The organism is Kitasatospora sp. NPDC057500, from assembly GCF_042802195.1.
Taxonomy (GTDB): domain Bacteria; phylum Actinomycetota; class Actinomycetes; order Streptomycetales; family Streptomycetaceae; genus Kitasatospora.
In genome coordinates, this window is record NZ_JBHVER010000013.1 from 64,837 (window position 1) to 82,027 (window position 17,191).

Annotated in this window: 17 protein-coding genes, 1 tRNA gene and 1 pseudogene; 13 read left to right on the top strand and 6 right to left on the bottom strand. The window is 74.8% G+C overall.

The window, feature by feature from the left end; translation table 11 throughout:
• Position 1: 1 nt before the first annotated feature.
• From ACFU74_RS05090 to ACFU74_RS05150, 13 genes are all read left to right on the top strand, one after another.
• Positions 2–241, top strand: a complete 240-nt coding sequence (locus ACFU74_RS05090; protein ID WP_380751899.1) for a hypothetical protein — start codon at positions 2–4, stop codon at positions 239–241.
• 91 nt (positions 242–332) lie between these two features.
• Entirely contained in the window at positions 333–2,063 is a 1,731-nt protein-coding gene (locus ACFU74_RS05095; protein ID WP_380751902.1) for a hypothetical protein, read from the top strand.
• Positions 2,064–2,155: 92 nt separating this feature from the next.
• A complete protein-coding gene (locus ACFU74_RS05100) occupies positions 2,156–4,273 on the top strand; it encodes a hypothetical protein (RefSeq protein ID WP_380751905.1) in 2,118 nt (705 codons plus the stop codon).
• A 231-nt stretch (positions 4,274–4,504) separates the two neighbouring features.
• Positions 4,505–4,693 (top strand): hypothetical protein, encoded by a 189-nt coding sequence (locus ACFU74_RS05105; RefSeq protein WP_350562412.1) that lies wholly within the window; start codon positions 4,505–4,507, stop codon positions 4,691–4,693.
• Between the two features lie 41 nt (positions 4,694–4,734).
• Positions 4,735–5,181: a hypothetical protein gene (locus ACFU74_RS05110; protein WP_380751909.1), complete on the top strand. Its 447-nt coding sequence runs from the start codon at positions 4,735–4,737 to the stop codon at positions 5,179–5,181.
• 14 nt (positions 5,182–5,195) lie between these two features.
• The gene (locus tag ACFU74_RS05115) at positions 5,196–5,468 is read left to right on the top strand and encodes a hypothetical protein (protein ID WP_380751912.1); all 273 of its coding nucleotides are present in this window, start codon (positions 5,196–5,198) and stop codon (positions 5,466–5,468) included.
• 182 nt (positions 5,469–5,650) lie between these two features.
• Positions 5,651–6,247: a hypothetical protein gene (locus ACFU74_RS05120; RefSeq protein WP_380751915.1), complete on the top strand. Its 597-nt coding sequence runs from the start codon at positions 5,651–5,653 to the stop codon at positions 6,245–6,247.
• Positions 6,248–6,369: 122 nt separating this feature from the next.
• Positions 6,370–6,984, top strand: a complete 615-nt coding sequence (locus ACFU74_RS05125; protein WP_380751946.1) for an SAM-dependent methyltransferase — start codon at positions 6,370–6,372, stop codon at positions 6,982–6,984.
• An 8-nt stretch (positions 6,985–6,992) separates the two neighbouring features.
• Entirely contained in the window at positions 6,993–7,280 is a 288-nt protein-coding gene (locus tag ACFU74_RS05130) for a hypothetical protein (protein ID WP_380751918.1), read from the top strand.
• The gene (locus ACFU74_RS05135; protein WP_380751920.1) at positions 7,277–8,155 is read left to right on the top strand and encodes a bifunctional DNA primase/polymerase; all 879 of its coding nucleotides are present in this window, start codon (positions 7,277–7,279) and stop codon (positions 8,153–8,155) included. The genes ACFU74_RS05130 and ACFU74_RS05135 overlap by 4 nt, the downstream gene beginning before the upstream one ends.
• An 88-nt stretch (positions 8,156–8,243) precedes the next feature.
• Complete coding sequence (locus ACFU74_RS05140; RefSeq protein ID WP_380751922.1) at positions 8,244–9,527, top strand: DUF3631 domain-containing protein; 1,284 nt, start codon at positions 8,244–8,246, stop codon at positions 9,525–9,527.
• Between the two features lie 131 nt (positions 9,528–9,658).
• Complete coding sequence (locus ACFU74_RS05145) at positions 9,659–9,856, top strand: helix-turn-helix domain-containing protein (RefSeq protein ID WP_380751925.1); 198 nt, start codon at positions 9,659–9,661, stop codon at positions 9,854–9,856.
• 101 nt (positions 9,857–9,957) lie between these two features.
• Entirely contained in the window at positions 9,958–11,316 is a 1,359-nt protein-coding gene (locus ACFU74_RS05150; RefSeq protein ID WP_380751949.1) for a tyrosine-type recombinase/integrase, read from the top strand.
• Between the two features lie 46 nt (positions 11,317–11,362).
• Here ACFU74_RS05150 and ACFU74_RS05155 read toward each other — a convergent pair.
• From ACFU74_RS05155 to ACFU74_RS05180, 6 genes and pseudogenes are all read right to left on the bottom strand, one after another.
• Positions 11,363–11,436: transfer RNA gene (locus tag ACFU74_RS05155), tRNA-Thr, on the bottom strand.
• A gap of 78 nt (positions 11,437–11,514) precedes the next feature.
• Positions 11,515–12,174, bottom strand: coding sequence for a leucine efflux protein LeuE (leuE, locus tag ACFU74_RS05160; RefSeq protein WP_380751928.1), 660 nt, complete (start codon positions 12,172–12,174; stop codon positions 11,515–11,517).
• A 65-nt stretch (positions 12,175–12,239) separates the two neighbouring features.
• Positions 12,240–13,910, bottom strand: a complete 1,671-nt coding sequence (locus ACFU74_RS05165) for an alpha/beta hydrolase (protein ID WP_380751931.1) — start codon at positions 13,908–13,910, stop codon at positions 12,240–12,242.
• Positions 13,911–13,968: 58 nt separating this feature from the next.
• Positions 13,969–15,123: a hypothetical protein gene (locus ACFU74_RS05170; protein ID WP_380751934.1), complete on the bottom strand. Its 1,155-nt coding sequence runs from the start codon at positions 15,121–15,123 to the stop codon at positions 13,969–13,971.
• Between the two features lie 203 nt (positions 15,124–15,326).
• The gene (locus tag ACFU74_RS05175; protein ID WP_380751937.1) at positions 15,327–16,538 is read right to left on the bottom strand and encodes a DNA polymerase III subunit delta'; all 1,212 of its coding nucleotides are present in this window, start codon (positions 16,536–16,538) and stop codon (positions 15,327–15,329) included.
• Positions 16,539–16,640: 102 nt separating this feature from the next.
• A pseudogene (locus tag ACFU74_RS05180) lies at positions 16,641–17,191 on the bottom strand (hypothetical protein); the annotation flags it as partial.

Consider the following 17,191-nt stretch of genomic DNA (forward strand, 5'->3'; position numbering starts at 1 on the left):
GGTGGAGACCACCAGCACGCCTGACTCGCCGGTCCTCTACACCTGGATGATCACGCTGCAGTTCCCGGTCCGCCTCGGGTTCGGCGCGGTCACGGAGACCGGCCACTTCCCGGTCCAGCCGGACAAGCCCACCAGCCGCATGGCCGCCTACCGGGAGATCCGTGCGCTGATGGCCCGGACCTACCCCGAGACCACTGGCGCGACCCTCTTGTTCTTCTCGCTGGAGCCCGACCGGCTCTGACCAGCCACAACAGCCCGGAACCGCCGACAGCTTGCAGGCACGCGGCGGTTCCGGGTGCTCCGCCCTCTGAAGAGAACCGGAGACCCGCATCATGGCCGAACCACCGGCCCCGACGCTCGTCGAGGTCACCACCGTCCCCCAGATCCAGCCGCCCACCGCTCCGCCGCAGGTGAAGACGCCACCCGCCCCGCCCGCTCCGGCGGTCGGGGCGGTTCCGGGTGTGCCGCTCGCGGTGGCCGTGGCGAACGCGCTCGGCGGCACCGTCGCCGGGGCGCTGTCCCTCGGCGGCCCCGTCGCCCTCGCCGTGGCCGGCACCGCTGCCGGTGCCGCCGCGATCGGTGGGCTGGCCCGCCGCCGCGCCGCCAGCCGCCACCGCACCCCGAACACCGCCACCCGCCGCGCCGCCGCCCAGCGCGCCGCCGCGCCGGGTGGCCTCTTCACCCCCGCCCCGGCCGGACGCACGCCGAGGCCGGGTGGCACCAACTCGGCTGCCGGATTGGGCCGTTACACCCCGTCCGGCTCATCGTCGGCCGGCCGATCCGCCGGTCCGGCGGTCGTCGGCGGGCGCCCGTCCGCCGCTTCCAACTCCTCCTCCGTGTCTCGGAAAGGACCCTCTGCCATGGGTCGAACGGCCGGAATCCCCTCCCCCGCCCGCAGTGCGACCGGGGCGTCCGGCACGGCCGCCGGCCCCCGTTCGAAGGGCAGCGGTCCGCGCCACCGGGCGAACGGCGGCGCCGCGCACACCCTGGCCAAGGCCGCCTCCCGCCTGCCCGGCCCTGCCGCGCACAACGGGGCCGGCGGCGCCGGGCAGGTCGACCGGCGGGCCGGGCGGCGGGATGAGCGGCTCGCGAAGGTAGCCGAGCGCACCGCCCGCAGGGTCGCCAAGGGCCAGGCCAAGGCCGAGCGGGCGGCCGGGATCGACCCCTCGACCGGCGCCGGCGCCCACCCGGCCGGCCCCGGTGTCCTGCGCGGGGCGGGTCCGTCGCCGGTGCAGGCGAAGGCCCTGCGGCGCTCGGCGATGCGCCACCGCGCGCGGATGGCCGGTGCCGCCGCCGCGACGGGGCTGGTCGGCCTGGCATCGGCGGCGGTCGGCAACTGGCGGCACAAGGGCAGGGTCGCGGGCCACATGCGCCGCACCTGGGCCCGCATGGCCGCCCGCGCCCGCGCCGTGCGCGACGCCCGCAACGCCGCGATCCTCGGCACCGCCAACCCCGCCGGCACCCGCACCCCCGGCGCCGGGCCGGCGGCCGTGCCGGTCCCCGCCCAGTACGTCAACGTCCCCGGCCGCCCCACCCCCACCCCGGCGGGTGTCACCGGCCCGGCCGCCACCACCAGTGCTCCCGGCGCCGGCGGCCCCGCGTTCGAGATCTTCGGCCGTCCCTCCCGCCCCGGCACCACTCCCGCCGTCGCCCCGATCGCCCTCGGCAAGTCCACAGTGAAGGAGCCCACCGTGTCCGACCTCGACGGCAGCACCACCGCCGCCACGTTCAACCTCACCTCCGCCGCCGACGTCCTGCTCCAGGCCGCGACCACCTTCGACCCCGAGACGATGATCGAGTTCGGCGCCTTCGCCGACGACCTGCCCGTCGCGTTCACCACGCTCCAGGACGTCCTGCGCGTCCTCGCCGAGCAGGCCGCCGAGCGCCTGCCGCTGGACCCGAGCGTGGTCGAGGAGATCAGCCAGGGCTACCGGGCCATGGGCGCGGTCGTCCACGCCCTCGACGAGGTCGCCCCCACCTTCCGCAAGGCCCACGCCGAGGACCTGGAGCGCCACGAGAACCCCCGCAACGGCCTGGACGCCGAGCGGAAGTGGAACGTCTGACCCTGCCCCCGTCCCTCCCCAGCACCCACACCCCCGCCGGGCCGTCCACAGGCTGTGGACGGCCCGGCCCCGTACGGCTGGAGACCACCCGCATGACCAAGACCACGAAGAACTCCGGTCCCCGCGTGGACTGGAAGGCCGGACACGGCATCCTGTCCGGCACCCTCAACGGCACCCTCGGCGCGCTGACCACGACCGCGCTCGGCCACGCGAGCGGCATGCCCGCCACCTGGGCGCTCGCCGCCGGCGCGGCCGGGGCGCTCGGCACCATCGGGTCGGGCCTGCGCAAGCGCCTGACCGCCGCCACCCTCACCTTCCGCAGCACGTGCTGGATGACGGCCGGCGGCTGGTCGTCCTGGGCCCTCGCCCACGGCGGGCCGTGGCAGTGGCCCGAGATCGGCTCGCTCGCCGCCGCCGGGATCGCCGCCGGAACCCTCGCCGTCGGCTTCGCCGCCCACGAGGAGGTCGAGCAGGCCAAGCGCCAGCACCTGCTGCTGATCGGCGCCCGCCGACAGATCGCCGCCGAGTGGACCGACCGCATCAAGCGCGTCTGCAACGTCGACGTCACCGTCCTCGGGGTCGAGCACTGGCCGTCCGGTGCCGGGTACACCCTGGAGATCGAGCTGCCCGAGGGCGGCACCACCCGGCGGTCCATCACCGACCGCACCGAAGGCCTCGGTTCCGACCTCGACCTGCCCGACGGCTGCGGACTCCAGGTCATGCCCGGCATCTCCCGCCGGCGCGTCCTCATCCAGGTCACCACCAAAGTCCTCACCGACCCGCTCGACTTCCCCGTCGACGAGATGGGCGAGGTGACGACTGTCAACAACCCGATCCCCGTCGCGCTGCTGTCCGACGGCGCCCGCGCCGAGATGGACCTGCGGCAGGCGTCCACGATCGTCACCGGCCCCACCGGGTCCGGCAAGACCAACTGGCTCCACACCCTGATCGCCCGCCTACTCCAGACGAACGACACGCTCGTGTGGGTGATCGACCTCAACGCCGGGTCCATCGGCCTGCCCTGGCTGAACGCCTGGCGCGACGCCCAGATCCACCGGCCCGGCTCCCACTGGGCCGACGCCGAGATCCCGGTGCCGGGCGTCGACTGGGTCGCCTCCACCCCCGAGGAGGCCAAGCGCATGCTGGCAGCGGCGGTGCGGATCGCCAAGCGCCGCAAGGCCGCCTACCAGGACGCCATGCGCGACGCCAACGACGACAAGCTCCCCGTCTCCCCGACCGTCCCCGAGATCGTCATCGTCATGGACGAAGGCGCCGAAGTCGCCGCCACCCGCGAGGCCCGCGCCGTCCTCGCCGGCGTCTCCGAGGTCATCCGCATCGCCCGCGCCATGGCCATCCGCGCCGTGGTCTCCGTCCTGCGCGTCACCCAGGACGTCATGCCCGACCCGCTCGTGCGCAAGATGGCCTCCAACCGGCTCGCCACCGGCGCGTTCGAGGACTCGGAGCTGGGCCACCTCTTCGGCTGGCGCGCGCTCCGGGCCGAGGACAGCTTCTCGGGGCCGGGGTCGGTGCTGGTCGGCACCGAGGGCAAGCAGCCCGCCAAGGCCCGCCAGCCGCGCATCACCCCTGGCATGATCGAGGAGGTCAGCGCGCTCACCGCCCACCGCCGCCCCGCCCTCGACGGCCCCTCCCTCGAAGCCGCGGGCACCGACTACACCGACCGCTGGCTGCTGGAGCGCTGCGGCCACCTCTGGGCCGCCGACACCGAGACCGTCACCGCCCCGGCCACCACCACGACGACCGGCACCGCGACCGGTGCCCCGGCGGCCGGCCCCGGCCGGGGCCCGGCTCCGGCCGGCGGGTGGAAGGCCACCGCCGGATGGGACACCCCCGCCGAAGCGCCGGTCGACGACCTCGAATCGATCTGGCTCCTGCCCGCCGCCGGCACCGCCGCCGACCCCACCCCGCCCGGCACCGACTGGTCCGACCCGTCCACCTGGACCACCGGACGCGAGAGCACCGCGCCGGAGGAGCCCGGGGCGAAGGACGCCGCGCTGCGGCTGCTGATCGCCGCCGGCCCCGAGGGCACCGGAGCGTCCGCGATGGAACGGGCGCTGAAGGACACCTTCGGAACTCGTCGCCCGGTGCTCCAGAACTGGCTCAAGGCATGGGTCGAGAGCGGGGACGCGGTCCGCGTCGGCGAGGGCAGCAAGACCCGCTACGTCCACCGCGACCACGCCCCCGACGCCTGACCCCGCCCCCTGTCTGTCACCTGTCGCCCCGCCCCGTGCAGGGGGCATCCGTGGCCCCCTGAGCCTGTCACCCCCTCTGTGACCTGCGGATGACAGGTGACAGACAGGTGACAGGCGACAGGTGACAGACAGGCCGGATGACACCCCGGATGACAGGTACCACCGTCCGCCTCGACATACCTCTGCGCGGGCCGCCCACGCCCAGAACCGCTCACCGGAAGAGAGCCTGCCGTGATCGTTGCGCTCAGCACCACCGTCCTGTTCGCGATCATCTCCGCCGTCCTCATCCGGGGCCGGCGCGTCTCCCTGCCTACCGCGCTCGTGCTCTGGCTGTCCGGCTTCACCGCCGCCTCCACCGGCGTCGCCGGACCCGTGAACGACTTCCTCGCCTCCCTGGTCCGACTCGTCTCCGGCCACTGACCCCGCCCACCCGCGCACCGCCCCGCCGACGGGAGAACCCGATGGACCGCACCACCGTCCCGCAGCAGCCGTTCGCCGCCCCGGTGCTCCACGGCCCGGACGGCGCCCCCTACTACCTCACCCCCGCCGCGCCGCTCACCGCCCCGCCCGCCCTGTACCACCCCGCCGCCCCGGCGCCGGTTGTCCACGGCCCGGCGCTCGCGCCGACCACCGTCTACCTGCCCGCCCCGCCCCCGGCCCCCAACCCGGTCCCGGCGCGGGACCCGTGGCCCGCCCGCCTGCTCGCCGGGGGCGTCGCCCTCGGCGCCGGCGGCCTCGGCATCGGCTACGCGGTGCAGGCCGTCGCGGCGGCGGCCGGGAGCGTCGGCGGCCTCGCCGCGCTCGGCGTCGGCGCCTACGCACTCGCCAAGACCACCGGCAGCGGCGGCCGGGCCAGCGGGCAGGGCGCCGTGAACGTGCACGTGAACGTGTCCAACCGCAACCGCTGACCGGAGGAACCGTCATGTCCCGCATGCGACTGCGCTTCAGCCCCTGGCCCCGCCCCGCGATCGAGCTGACCGACACACCCCGCCCGAAGTGCCCCGCCTGCGACGGCGCGGGCGGATGGGCCGAGGACTACGCCGACGACGAGGGCGAGTTCGGCGGGACCGACTACTGGCACTGCACCTGCTGGGACCCCGACCGGGTCCGGCGCCTGCTGCCCGTACCCGGCTGGATCGCCTTCCGCCTCTTCGGCTGGACCCCGCCCGTCTACTCCGCCGAGCCGCCGTTCTAACCCGGCCTGCCCGACCGGCCGTGCCACCCGCACCCCGCCGCAGCCAGCGGCCGGGGCGCGGGCCGTGCGGGGGACCGGACAGCCCGATCCCACATAGCACGAACCCCACACCAACCGCCTGGTCTTGGCAGAGCGTCGGCTGGTGCGGGGCCGTGCGTCCCCTCTCAGAGACGGGAACCAGCATGCCCGACTTCGACCGCTCCACGCTCGCTGTCGTGGACGACATCCGCGACCGCGAGCAGGCCAGCGACGGCCACTCCCGCTACGGCGCCTACATCGCCCAGCACGCCGACGACTTCCACGACGAGGGCCGACCGCTCCGCCCGGTGGACTTCGCCGCCGTCGCCTGGTCGGTCGCCACCTTCCCCGTGATGTCCCCCGGCTACGCGGACGTGCGCCCCGACGTCTACCCGCTCACCGTCCACCGCGACCACGACGGCCACGCCGTCCTCTCCGCCAAGGTCGGCCTGCGCCACCACCACCTCACCCGCCGCCCCGCCGGGCGGCCCCGCCCCCTCGACTGGGAGCGCGACCCCTGGGGCCGCCCCGACGACCCGTGGCCCGTGCTGGTCGCCCCCGAGCGCACCGGCCGCCCGGCCGTCCTGCTCGCCGCCACCGTCCTCATCCCCATCCCCGACGACATCCTCGTGCAGCCGACTGCGGCCCAGCCGGGCCGCACCCTCACCCACGAGGCCAAGCAGGTGGTCGCCGCCCTCGCCGACCACGCCAACACCGCGCTGGCCCCGCTGGTCGACGACCTGATCGGCGGTGCCCGGTGAACGAGTCCGCCGCCCTGGCCTCCCTGTTCCTCGCGGCCCGCCCGCCCGCCGCCTGGCTGCCCGCCCGGCCGTGGAACGGCCTGTTCGCCCTGGACGCCTACGGGTGCCAGGGCGGTGCTGGCATGGGCTATCACCTCGCCGGATACGACGTCCTGAGCGTCGACATTGCCCCGCAGCCGAGGAACCCGTTCGCGTTCATCCAGGCCGACGCCATCGCGTTCATCGCCGGGCACGGGCACCTCTTCGACCTGCTGCACGCCTCCCCGCCGTGCCAGCGCTACACCCGCTGCCAGAAGATCCGGGGCCGCGAGCACCCCGACCTCATCGCCCCCACCCGAACCGCCCTCGAAACCGCCGGGCGCCCGTGGGTGATCGAGAACGTCGAAGAAGCCGCCCCCGAACTGCGGGACCCGGTGGTGCTGTGCGGGGCCGCGTTCGGCCTGCGCACCTACCGCCACCGGGCCTTCGAGACGTCCGGGTTCACCATCTCCCCGCCGCCCCACCCGGCGCACGCGGCGCCGCTGGCGAAGATGGGCCGCCCCGTCGCCGACCACGAGTTCATGCACGTCGTCGGCAACTTCTCCAACGTCCCCCTCGCCCGCTCCGAGGCCGTGATGGGCATGCCGTGGGCCAGCCGCGACGGCCTGCGCGAAGCCATCCCCCCGGCCTACACCGAACTCATCGGGCGACAGGCCGCCGCCCAGACCGGCGTCCGCCCGGCCGCTCTCGCCGCGTAGGCCCGGCCGTGCCCGCCGCCCTCGACTGGCGCGACGCCTCCCACTACGACCGCACCCGCACCCTGCCGTGCCGGTGGTGCGGCAAGTCCACCCCGCTCCGCGATGACCAGTGCAGGCCCTCGCATAAGGTCTGCGCCGAACAGCACACCCCCGACGCCGCGCCGGACCCGGCCACCCCGGTCCCTGCGGCGCCGCTCCGTCCCGCCGCCGTGACCTCCCGCGAGGAACCCGTGCCCGACGACAGCCTGTTCACCGCGCCCTCCACCGGCCGGCGCCACCGGGGGAGGGCCGCGTGACCCTCCCCCCGCTGCTGCAACTCGCCCTCTGGCTCGCCGCACGAGGCATTCCCGTGCTGCCGCTGAGCGCCAACAAACGCCCCCTGCACAACTGCCCGACCTGCACAGATGTCGCGTGCGGCGGCCGGCCGAACATGAAGACCCCCGGCCCCTGCACGTGTCCGCTGCCCTGCCACGCGTGGGCTGCTGCTACCACCGACCCCGCAGTGCTGACCGGTCCGGCGTGGGCCCGAGCCTGGCAGCAGGCCGCCGCTGTCGGATACCACCCCGGCGGCGCTGGCGTCACCGTCGTCGACCTCGACAGCGCCGACGCCGTAGCGTGGGCCCGTGCCTCGCTGCCCCCGACGCTCACCGTGCCCACCACGCGCGGAGAGCACTGGATCTACCGGGGCGTCATGAACTCCTCCAACCACGTCCGGCTGAACGTCGACATCAAGTCCCTCATGCACTACGCCCGTTGGCTCGGCACCGGCTCCGGCACCATGAGCGACCTGCCCGCCGCCGTCCGCGCCCTCGCGGCCAAGGAAGACACCACCCCGGCGCCGAACAGGCGCCGGGTGGCCTCTTCCAGCCCCGGCGGTGGGTGGTCCCGGACCACGGACCATGGGTGCCGGCACACCGAGGGCTACGTCCGCACCGGCCTCGCCCGGGGAGTTGACCTCATCCTCGAACACCCCGAAAGCGGCGCCGGGAGCAAGGCGTTCGGTGCTGCCCGCTTCCTCGCCGCCCAGCACACCCGCTGCCCCGGCCCCTGCCACCTCGACACCCTCGCGCAGGACCTCGTCGACGCCGCCGTCCAGGTCGGTGTGCCCCACGCCTACGCCACCCGCGCCGTCACCCGTGGACTCGCCGCCGCCGGCGTCCATCTCACCTAGCCATCCCCCGAGCGCACCGGAGCGGCCACCCATCCGGCAAAGATCCGGTGGCCGCTCCGCTCCGGCTCGCAGAACCAGAGAGGCCAGCATGACCGATTCGACCAGCGCCGTCACCCCCGCCGAGGACGGCGCCGCCCTGCTCGACGACATCGAGCGCCACCACCGCCGCTTCAACGTGTTTCCCAGCGAGCACGCCTACGTCGCGGTGACCCTGTGGGACGCGCACGCCCACCTCGTCGACTGCTTCGGCACCACCCCGCGCATCGCGTTCCTCTCCCCGGAACCGCAGAGCGGCAAGACCCGCGCCTTGGAGATCATCCAGACCCTCACGCCCAACCCGATGGTCACCAACGACATCTCCGCCAGCGCCCTGTTCCGCTCCATCTCCGGCGACCCGGGCAGCCGGCCCACGATCCTCTTCGACGAGGTCGACACCGTCTTCGGCCCCAAGGCCGCCGGGAACGAGGACCTGCGCGGCCTCATCAACTCCGGATACCGTCGTACCGGTGGCGTCTGGCGCAGTGTTCGCGAGGGCGACACCCACAAGGTGGTCAAGTTCCCCGTCTACGCCGCGCTCGCCCTCGGCGGCCTTGGGGACCTGCCCGACACGATCATGGGCCGCTCCATCGTCATCCGGATGCGCCGCCGCGCCCCCAACGAGAAGGTCGAGCCCTTCCGTGAGCGCATCCACGAGCCCGAGGGACACGCCCTGCGCGACCGCCTCGCCGACTGGGCCGACACCGTCCGCGAGCAGGTCGACGGCGCGTGGCCCGAGATGCCCGAAGGCGTCACCGACCGCCCCGCCGATGTCTGGGAACCGCTCATCGCCATCGCGGACGCCGCCGGCGGACACTGGCCCGCCCGCGCCCGCGCCGCCTGCATTCACCTGGTCAAGGCCTCCCAGAGCGACGACAGCGGCTCCCTCGGAATCCGCCTGCTCACCGACGTGCGCGCCATCTTCGACGGCGCCGAGCGCATGCTCAGCACGGCCTTGGTCGAGAAGCTCAACGACCTCGACGACGCCCCGTGGGCCGACCTCGACGGCCGCCCGCTCACCACCCGGACCCTCGCCCAGATGCTCGGCGAGTACGTCACCGCCGCCGACAAGCCCATCAAGACCCGCAACATCAAGACCGCTCCCAAAACGGTCCTCAAGGGCTACTACGCCGAAGACCTCGCCGACGCGTGGCTGCGCTACTGCCCGCCCGTCCCCGAAACTGCCGCTACCTCCGCTACCTCCGCTACCGCGCAGGTCACGCCCCTCTTTCCGGTAGCGGCAGAGGTAGCGGTAGCGGCTACCTCCCCCGAAACCGCCACCACCGAGCAGGCACCGCCCGCCGCCGTCCCGGCCTGCCTTACCACCGCCGGTTGACCGGACCCCATCCGCTACCGCTACCACTGCCGCTACCTCCACGCCCCCTCTGACCTGCGCGGTAGCGGGGTAGCGGCGGTAGCGGCATCTCAAAGCACAAGGTTGAAGGACGCCCTCCGGGAGGAATCACCGTGACCGTGCCCACCACCGCGCCCCGCCCTGTCCTCCTGAAGCCGGAGGAGGCGGCGGAGATGCTGCGGATCGGACGCTCGAAGCTCTACGAGCTGCTCGCAGCGCGCGAGTTGACCTCGATCAAGATCGGTCGGTCCCGTCGAATCCGGCCGGCCGATGTTGTGGCCTACATCGAGCGGCAGGCCACCGCCGACTGACCAACCCCGACCACCGTTCGAGGGCACCCGGCAGCGCGCCGGGTGCCCTCGCCCCTTTTCAGGAGCACCACTTGAGCGAGCGCAAGACCCGCCTTCCCAACATGGAGTCGACCGTCTACCAGGGCGCCGACAGCCGGTGGCACGGACGCGTGACCATGGGCGTCAAGGCGGACGGAAGCCCGGACCGACGCCACCGCAGCGCCAAGACCGAACCCGAAGTGCGACGCAAGGTCAAGAAGTTGGAGACCGAGCGCGATGCAGGGCAGGTCGCGGCGGCTGGCCGGGCGCCGACGGTGGAGCAATGGATGACCACCTACCTGACCACCATCGCGAACCAGCGGCTGAAGCCGCGCAGCTTGGACGACTACTGGTCCAAGACCCGGAACCACATCATCCCCGGCATCGGCAAGCACCGGCTGGACCGGCTACTGCCGGAGCACCTGGACGAGCTGTACGGGCAGCTCCGCGCCGAGGGCCGGGCCGGATCGCACATCCTCAAGGTGCACCGGATCATCTCCCGCGCGTTGAAGATCGCCCACCGCCGAGGGAAGGTCGCCCGCAATGTCGCCACGCTGGTGGACTCCCCCACGGTGGAGGAGACGGACGCGAACCCGTTCACCCAGGAAGAGGCCCGGCGCTTCCTGGTCGCCGCGATGAAGCGCCCGACCCGCGTCCGCTGGGTGATCGGTGTCGGCCAGGGTCTGCGCCAGGGTGAGGCGCTGGGCCTGCGTTGGAAGTACGTCGATGAGGACGCTGGGCAGATGGACACGTCCTGGCAGCTCCAGCGGCTGAAATGGCGCCACGGCTGCGGAGACCCGCACGCGTGCGGCGAGCGGCTGCACCGGGACGCGTGCGAGCCCGGCTGCACCATGCACCGCCGCTACAAGCGCGGGTGCCCGAAGCCCTGCCCGCCGAAGTGCGACCGGCACGCAAGCACCTGCCCGAAGCGGCACGGCGGCGGCCTTGCCTTCACCCGCCCGAAGACCAGGGGCAGCCGGCGCACAACCCCCTTGCTCCCGCCGCTGATCCCGCTGCTTGCCGAGCAGCGCGAGCAGCAGGAGGAGTGGAAGGCTGCCGCCGGCGAGGCGTGGCACGAGTACGACCTCGTGACCTGCCGTCCCGACGGCCAGCCGATCGACCCTCACGCCGACTGGGAGGAGTTCAAAGAGCTGTTGGCCGAGGCCGGGATCGAGGACCGGCGCCAGCACGACGGTAGCCGCCACTCGGCCGGGACGATCCTCAACGAGCTGGGAGTCGACCCGTTCACCATCATGGAGATCCTCGGCCACTCGCAGATCAGCATGACTCGCCGCTACGTCAAGACGACCACCCCGACGACCCGTGAGGCGGCCCGGCGGATGGGCGCCGCGCTCTGGCCCCAACCGGCGGAAAGTGAGACCACAACTGAGACCACGAACACGCGGGCGGCCCGCGCTCGGCGTCGCCGCCGCATGATGTAGATACCAAAAGGCCCGGTCAGAGTACTGACCGGGCCTTCTGGGTGCGAGCCGCCTGCGGGATTCGAACCCGCGACCTACGCATTACGAGTGCGTTGCTCTGGCCAACTGAGCTAAGGCGGCACCGTTGCCGGAAGTGGTGGCAACGCGGGCCAGTCTACACAGGTTCGCGGGTGATCCGTAACGCGATCGGGGTGGGGGTCAGGCGGAGGAGACGGCGAGCTTGGCGGCGAAGCCGGCGAAGAGGGCGGCGACGCCGCCGGTGAGGCCGGCGGAGAGGCGCTTGCGGCGGCGGAAGGCGGAGGCGAGGGAGGTGCCCGCGAAGATCAGGAGGGAGAGGTAGAGGAAGCTGAAGGTCTGCAGGACGCCGCCGAGGAGGGTGAAGGAGAGCACCGGGCGGCCGTAGGAGGGGTCGACGAACTGGGTGAAGAAGGAGAGCAGGAAGAGGATGGCCTTGGGGTTCAGCAGGCTGATCACCAGGGCGCGGCGGAACGGGCGCTCGGTGGACTCGGCGGGGGCGGCGGCCTCTGCTGCGGCGGCCCCGGAGTCGGCGCGGTGTTCGCGCCAGAGCTGGCGGGCGGCGCGCAGCATGCCGATGCCTATCCAGAGCAGGTAGGCGGCGCCGCCGAACTTGACCACGGCGAAGACGGCCGGGTTGGCCTCCAGGAGGGAGGCGGCGCCGAGTGCGGTCAGGCTGATGAGCGTGAAGTCGCCGACGAAGACGCCGGCGGCGGCGCGGTAGCCGGTGCGGACGCCCTTGCGGGCGGCGACGGACAGCACGTAGAGGGAGTTGGGGCCGGGGAGGAGGACGATGACGAGGGCGCCGAGGACGTACGTCGCCAGGTCGTTGACTCCGAGCACGGTGGGCTCCGGTGGGGGGAGAGCAGTGAGGGGGCGCTCATCCTAACGTCGTACCGGTCGCCTGCTCAGGACCCGCACCGCTTCCCGTTCTCCGGGGCCTCGCCGGCCAGCAGGTAGTGGTTGACCACGCCGTCGAGGCAGGCGTCGTGGCGGCCGTACGCGGTGTGGCCGTCCCCGTCGTACGTCAGCAGCCGGCCGGACTCCAGCTGGCCGGCCAGCGACTGCGCCCAGGAGTACGGGGTGGCCGGGTCCCTGGTGGTGCCGACGACCACGATCGGTGCGGCGCCGGCGGCCCGGACGGTGTGCGGCGTACCGGTGGCCCGGACCGGCCAGTAGGTGCAGGTCAGGGCCATCCAGGCCATGTCCCGGCCGAACCGCGGCGAGGTCCGCTCGAACTCCGGCACCGCCCGCGCGGCGTCCTCCGGGCCCGTGAACGGCGCGGGCAGGTCGAGGCAGTTCACCGCCATGTTGGCGAACATCAGGTTGGGGTAGGAGCCGTCCTCCTCCCGCCCGTAGTAGGTGTCGGAGAGCTTCAGCAGGCCGGTGCCGTCGCCGGCCCGGGCGTCGGCGAGCGCGGTGCGCAGCCGGGGCCAGAGGAAGTCCGCGTACATGGCCTGGATGACGCCGGTGGTCGCCTGCGCCTCGCTGAGCCGGCGGGCGCCGTCGCCGGTCGGCAGCGGGTGGGCGTCGATCGCCGCGAACAGTTCGGTGAGCTGCTCGCCGGCCTGCTGCTCGGTGCGGCCGAGCGGGCAGTCCGCACGGGTGGCGCAGTCCCGGGCGAAGGCGGTCCAGGCGGTCTCGAAGCCGCCCGCCTGGGTGCGGTTGCCGGCCAGCGAGTCGAGCGACGGGTCCATCGCGCCGTCGAGCACCATCCGGCCGGTGCGGCCGGGGAACAGGCCCGCGTAGGTCGCGCCGAGGAAGGTGCCGTAGGACTTGCCGACGTAGTTGAGCCGCTCGTCGCCGAGCAGGGCGCGCAGCACGTCCAGGTCGCGCGCCGCCTCCACGGTGCTCAGGTGGCCGAGCCGGTCGCCGGTCCGTTGGCGGCAGCCCTCGGCGAACTCCTTGGCGGCGGCCACCAGGGCGTCGACCTCGGCCGGGTCGTCAGGGCTGATGTCGACGGCGGTGTACGCGTCCATCCGCTCGCCGCTCAGGCAGGTGACCGGGGAGCTGCGGCCGACCCCGCGCGGGTCCAGGCCGACCAGGTCGTAGCGGGCGCGGACGGCGGCGTCGTACGTGCGGGCCGCGCCCTCGACGTACTCGACGGCCGAACCGCCGGGGCCGCCGGGGTTGAGCAGCAGCGAGCCGAGGCGGTCGGCGGAGCCGGTCGACCCGGCGGGGACCGACGGGGCGCGGACGGCGGCCAGGGCGAGGTCGCCGTCGGCCGGGTGCTCGTAGTCCAGCGGCACCCGGAAGGTGGTGCACTCGTAGCCGTCGTCGCAGGGCTGCCAGGCGAGCGCCTGCCCGTAGTAGGGGGCGAGCGCGGACGGCACGGCGGCCGGCAGCGCCTCCAACGGGGTGGCGGCCGGAGGGGCGGAGGCGGGCCCGGACGGCGTGGCGGGGCTCGGTGGCCCGCCACCGGACGCGGCGGTGTCCGTACCCGCCCCGCCGGACGAGCAGCCGCCCGCCAGCAGCGCGGCGGCGAGCACGGCCGCCACCGTTCCTCCCCCGAGCCCGAGCCTGCGCCCTTGCCCCGCGCGCGTCCGCGCCGGGGTGTTCCGCCGCCTGTCGGCCCGCATCTGGGATCCCCTCAGCCGTTCCGGTACCGGACGAGCGTAGTGCCGCGCACCCGCGGCCTCAGGACGCCTTGCCGAGCGCCTCGCCGAGGTACTGCGCCGCCTGCCGGACCAGCCGCAGCCGGATCCGGCCAGCCGAGTAGTCGGTCGCGTTGTCGGAGATCCGCACCTCCGCCCGGGCCGCGGCACCGGCCCCGGCGCGCAGCGCCGACTGGAGCTTGCGGGCGGCGTCCAGCCCGGCGGTGTCGGCCTTCCCGGCGGCGAGCAGCAGCCTCGGGGTGCCGGTGGCGGGCGCCTCGGCACCGGTGCGGGCGAGTGCGGCCGCGTCGTACCGGCCGGAGACGGCGGCCGCCGCGCCGTACAGGTCGGGGCGCGAGAGGCCGGCGGCCGCGGCGCACGGCGCGCCGTCCTCGACCCCGAGCGTGCCCCAGGCCGCCGGGCCGGGCGGCAGGGTGCGGAAGGTGGCCGCGATGGTGGTGCGCAGCGCGGCGTCGTCGGCGACGGCCATCGGGGCGGCGGCGACCAGCTCGCAGGGGTGCGCGGTGCCGTTCGGTGCCTCGGGGGCGACCAGGATGAACGGCCTGGCCTTGGTGTTCTGCACGGCGGAGGCCAGGCCGTCGAAGACGTCCGGGACCTCGGCGTCGGCGGTCTTCCGGGGGGTGGCGGCGTGCATCACGACGACCGGGAAGCGGGCGTTCGGGTCCTTGGCGTACTGGGCGGGCAGCCAGACCCGGACGTTGCGCGGGTGGCCGTCCGGGCCGGGGACGGCGGACTGCAGCAGCTCTCCGCCGCCCGGGTGGCCGACGCTGTCGAACCGGCTGACGACCGGCGCCGGGGACGGCGGTACGGCCGCGGCGGCGTCCGCGGCCTCGGCCGGCGGGGCCGCCTGCCACCCCCCGCCCGCACGGCCGGCCCCGCCCTCCGCACCGTCGAACCGGCCGGCGACCGACCCTGCCTGGCCGACCGGGCCGCCCGCCCCGCCGCGACCGCTCAGCGCGCCGAAGGTGCCGAGCGCCGTCAACAGCGTCAGCACGGTGACGCAGACCCCGCAGACCATCGCCCCGGCCGCCCGCAGCAGCATCGGCCGGTGCTCCCCGGCCAGCTCGTACGTCTCCGCCGCCCGGAGGTCGCGCCAGCGCAGCAGCGCGCCGCGCGCCAACCAGACCCCGCCCACGGCGGCGGCCAGCAGGGGAACGACCAGAAGCGAACGGACCATGGGACGCACCACCTCGGAGGAGGGCCGGCCGACCGGTCGGGCCCGGCACCGTACGGGACGCGACGGCCCCGGCGGGGCGCAGTCGGCCCCCAGCGTGCAAGACGACCCCGGGCTCGCACGCGCGTGTGCCCGGCGCGTAACGCACATTCACTCGAAGGTGGGATGCCTCGCCGGGGCCGGGCAGCCCAGTCCCGGCGGGCGGCTCAGCCCGCGCGCAGCGCCACCGTCATCGCCTCGACGGCGAGCAGCGGGTCGACGTTGCGGTCCAGCGCCCGCCGGCAGGCGAGCACCGCCTCGATCCGGCGCAGCGTGGACTCCGGCGGACCGGCCTGGGCGACCCGGTCCAGCGCCTGCCGCTGGTCCTCGTTGGCCAGCGCGCCGGTCGAGCCGAGCTGGAGCGCGAGGACGTCCCGGTAGAAGCCGAGCAGGTCCAGCAGGGCGACGCCGAGGGTCTCGCGGCGGGTCCGGGTGGCCCGGCTCTTCTGCCGCTTCTCCAGTTCCTTGACCGCTCCGGCCATGCCGCGCGGCGCCTTGCCGCCGTCGGCCGCGCCGTACGCGGCCCTGAGGTCGTCGGTCTCCTTGGCGTCCTGGGTCTCGGCGAGCGCCTCGGCGTCGGCCTTGGCGGTGTCGACCAGGCGCTGGGCGGCGGCCAGGCAGCCGCCGATGTCGCCGACCTCCAGCGGGATCCGCAGCACGTCGGTGCGCCGGGTCCTGGCCTGCTCGTCGACGGCCAGCCGGCGTGCGCGCTCGACATCGCCCTGACCGGCCAGCGCGGCCAGCCGGGCGGTGTGCGGCTCGACGCCGTCGCGCCGCACCAGCATGTCGGCGACCGCGTCGGCGGCCGGGGTGCGCAGCACCAGCAGGCGGCAGCGGGAGCGGATGGTCGGCAGCACGTCCTGCACGGAGGGGGCGCAGAGCAGCCAGACGGTGCGCGGGGACGGTTCCTCCACGCCCTTGAGCAGCGCGTTGGCGGCGGCCTCGGTGAGCCGGTGGGCGGCGTCGACCAGGATCACCGACCAGCGGCCGCCGGTCGGGTAGCTGGAGGCGCGCAGCACGAGGTCGCGCATGTCGCCGACGCCGATGGAGAGGCCGTCGGTGCGGACGTACTTCACGTCGGCGTGGCTGCCCGCGAGGACGGTGTGGCAGCCGTCGCAGAAGCCGCAGCCGGGCGTGCCGCCGAGCGCGAGGTCGGGGCTGGTGCACTGGAGCGCGGCGGCGAAGGCCCGCGCCGCGGTGGTCTGGCCGGCGCCGGGCGGCCCGGTGAACAGCCAGGCGTGCGTCATCAGCGAGGCGTTGCCGCCCCCCTCCGGCTCGGCGCCGCGCCCGGCGCCGACGATCGCCCCGGCCGCCCGGGCGGCGGCGGTCAGCTGCTCGACCACCCGCTCCTGGCCCACCAGGTCGTCCCAGACGGCCACTGCTGCTCCCAAGCTCGCTACGGACTACCGCTCCAGCAGTCGAGCATACGTGGCGGCTACGACGGGCCCGGGCCCTGCGGGAAGCCTGCCGGTCGGGGCCGGTCAGCCCCGGCGGCCCCAGCGCCGGCCCCTGCCCTTGCCGTCGCCCTGGCCGCCCTGGTCGCTCCGGTCGCCCTGACCGCCTTCGCCGCCGCTGTCGCCCCGGTCGCCGGCGCCACCGGGACCCGGACGGTCGGTCGGGTCCCAGCGGGCCCACTCCTCGCGCGAGCCGAGCAGGGTGTCCGTCAGGCTCGGCAGGTCGTCCATCGGGGTCTCCTCCGCCCACTCCGGGCGGGGCCGCCGGTCGGCGGCCGACTGGTCCTGCTCCGGGTCGACCACCGGGAGCTCGCGGGTGCGCTCGGCCGGGCGCTCCTCGGCACCGACCCTGGGCAGCACCGCCGTGCGGTCGGCGTCCTCCGCCGGGATCCGCGGCAGCACGGCCGTCTCGTCGACCGCCCGCCCGTCCTCCGGCACCACCGGCAGCTTCGCCGTCGCCGTGAGGTCCGCCGCGCCGGAGCCCCGGCCCCGCAGCGAGAGCTCCTGGGTCGCGTCGTCGCCGGGCCCGGTCCGCGGACCCGCCGGCCCGTCGTCCCGCACGGCCCGCAGCTCGGTGG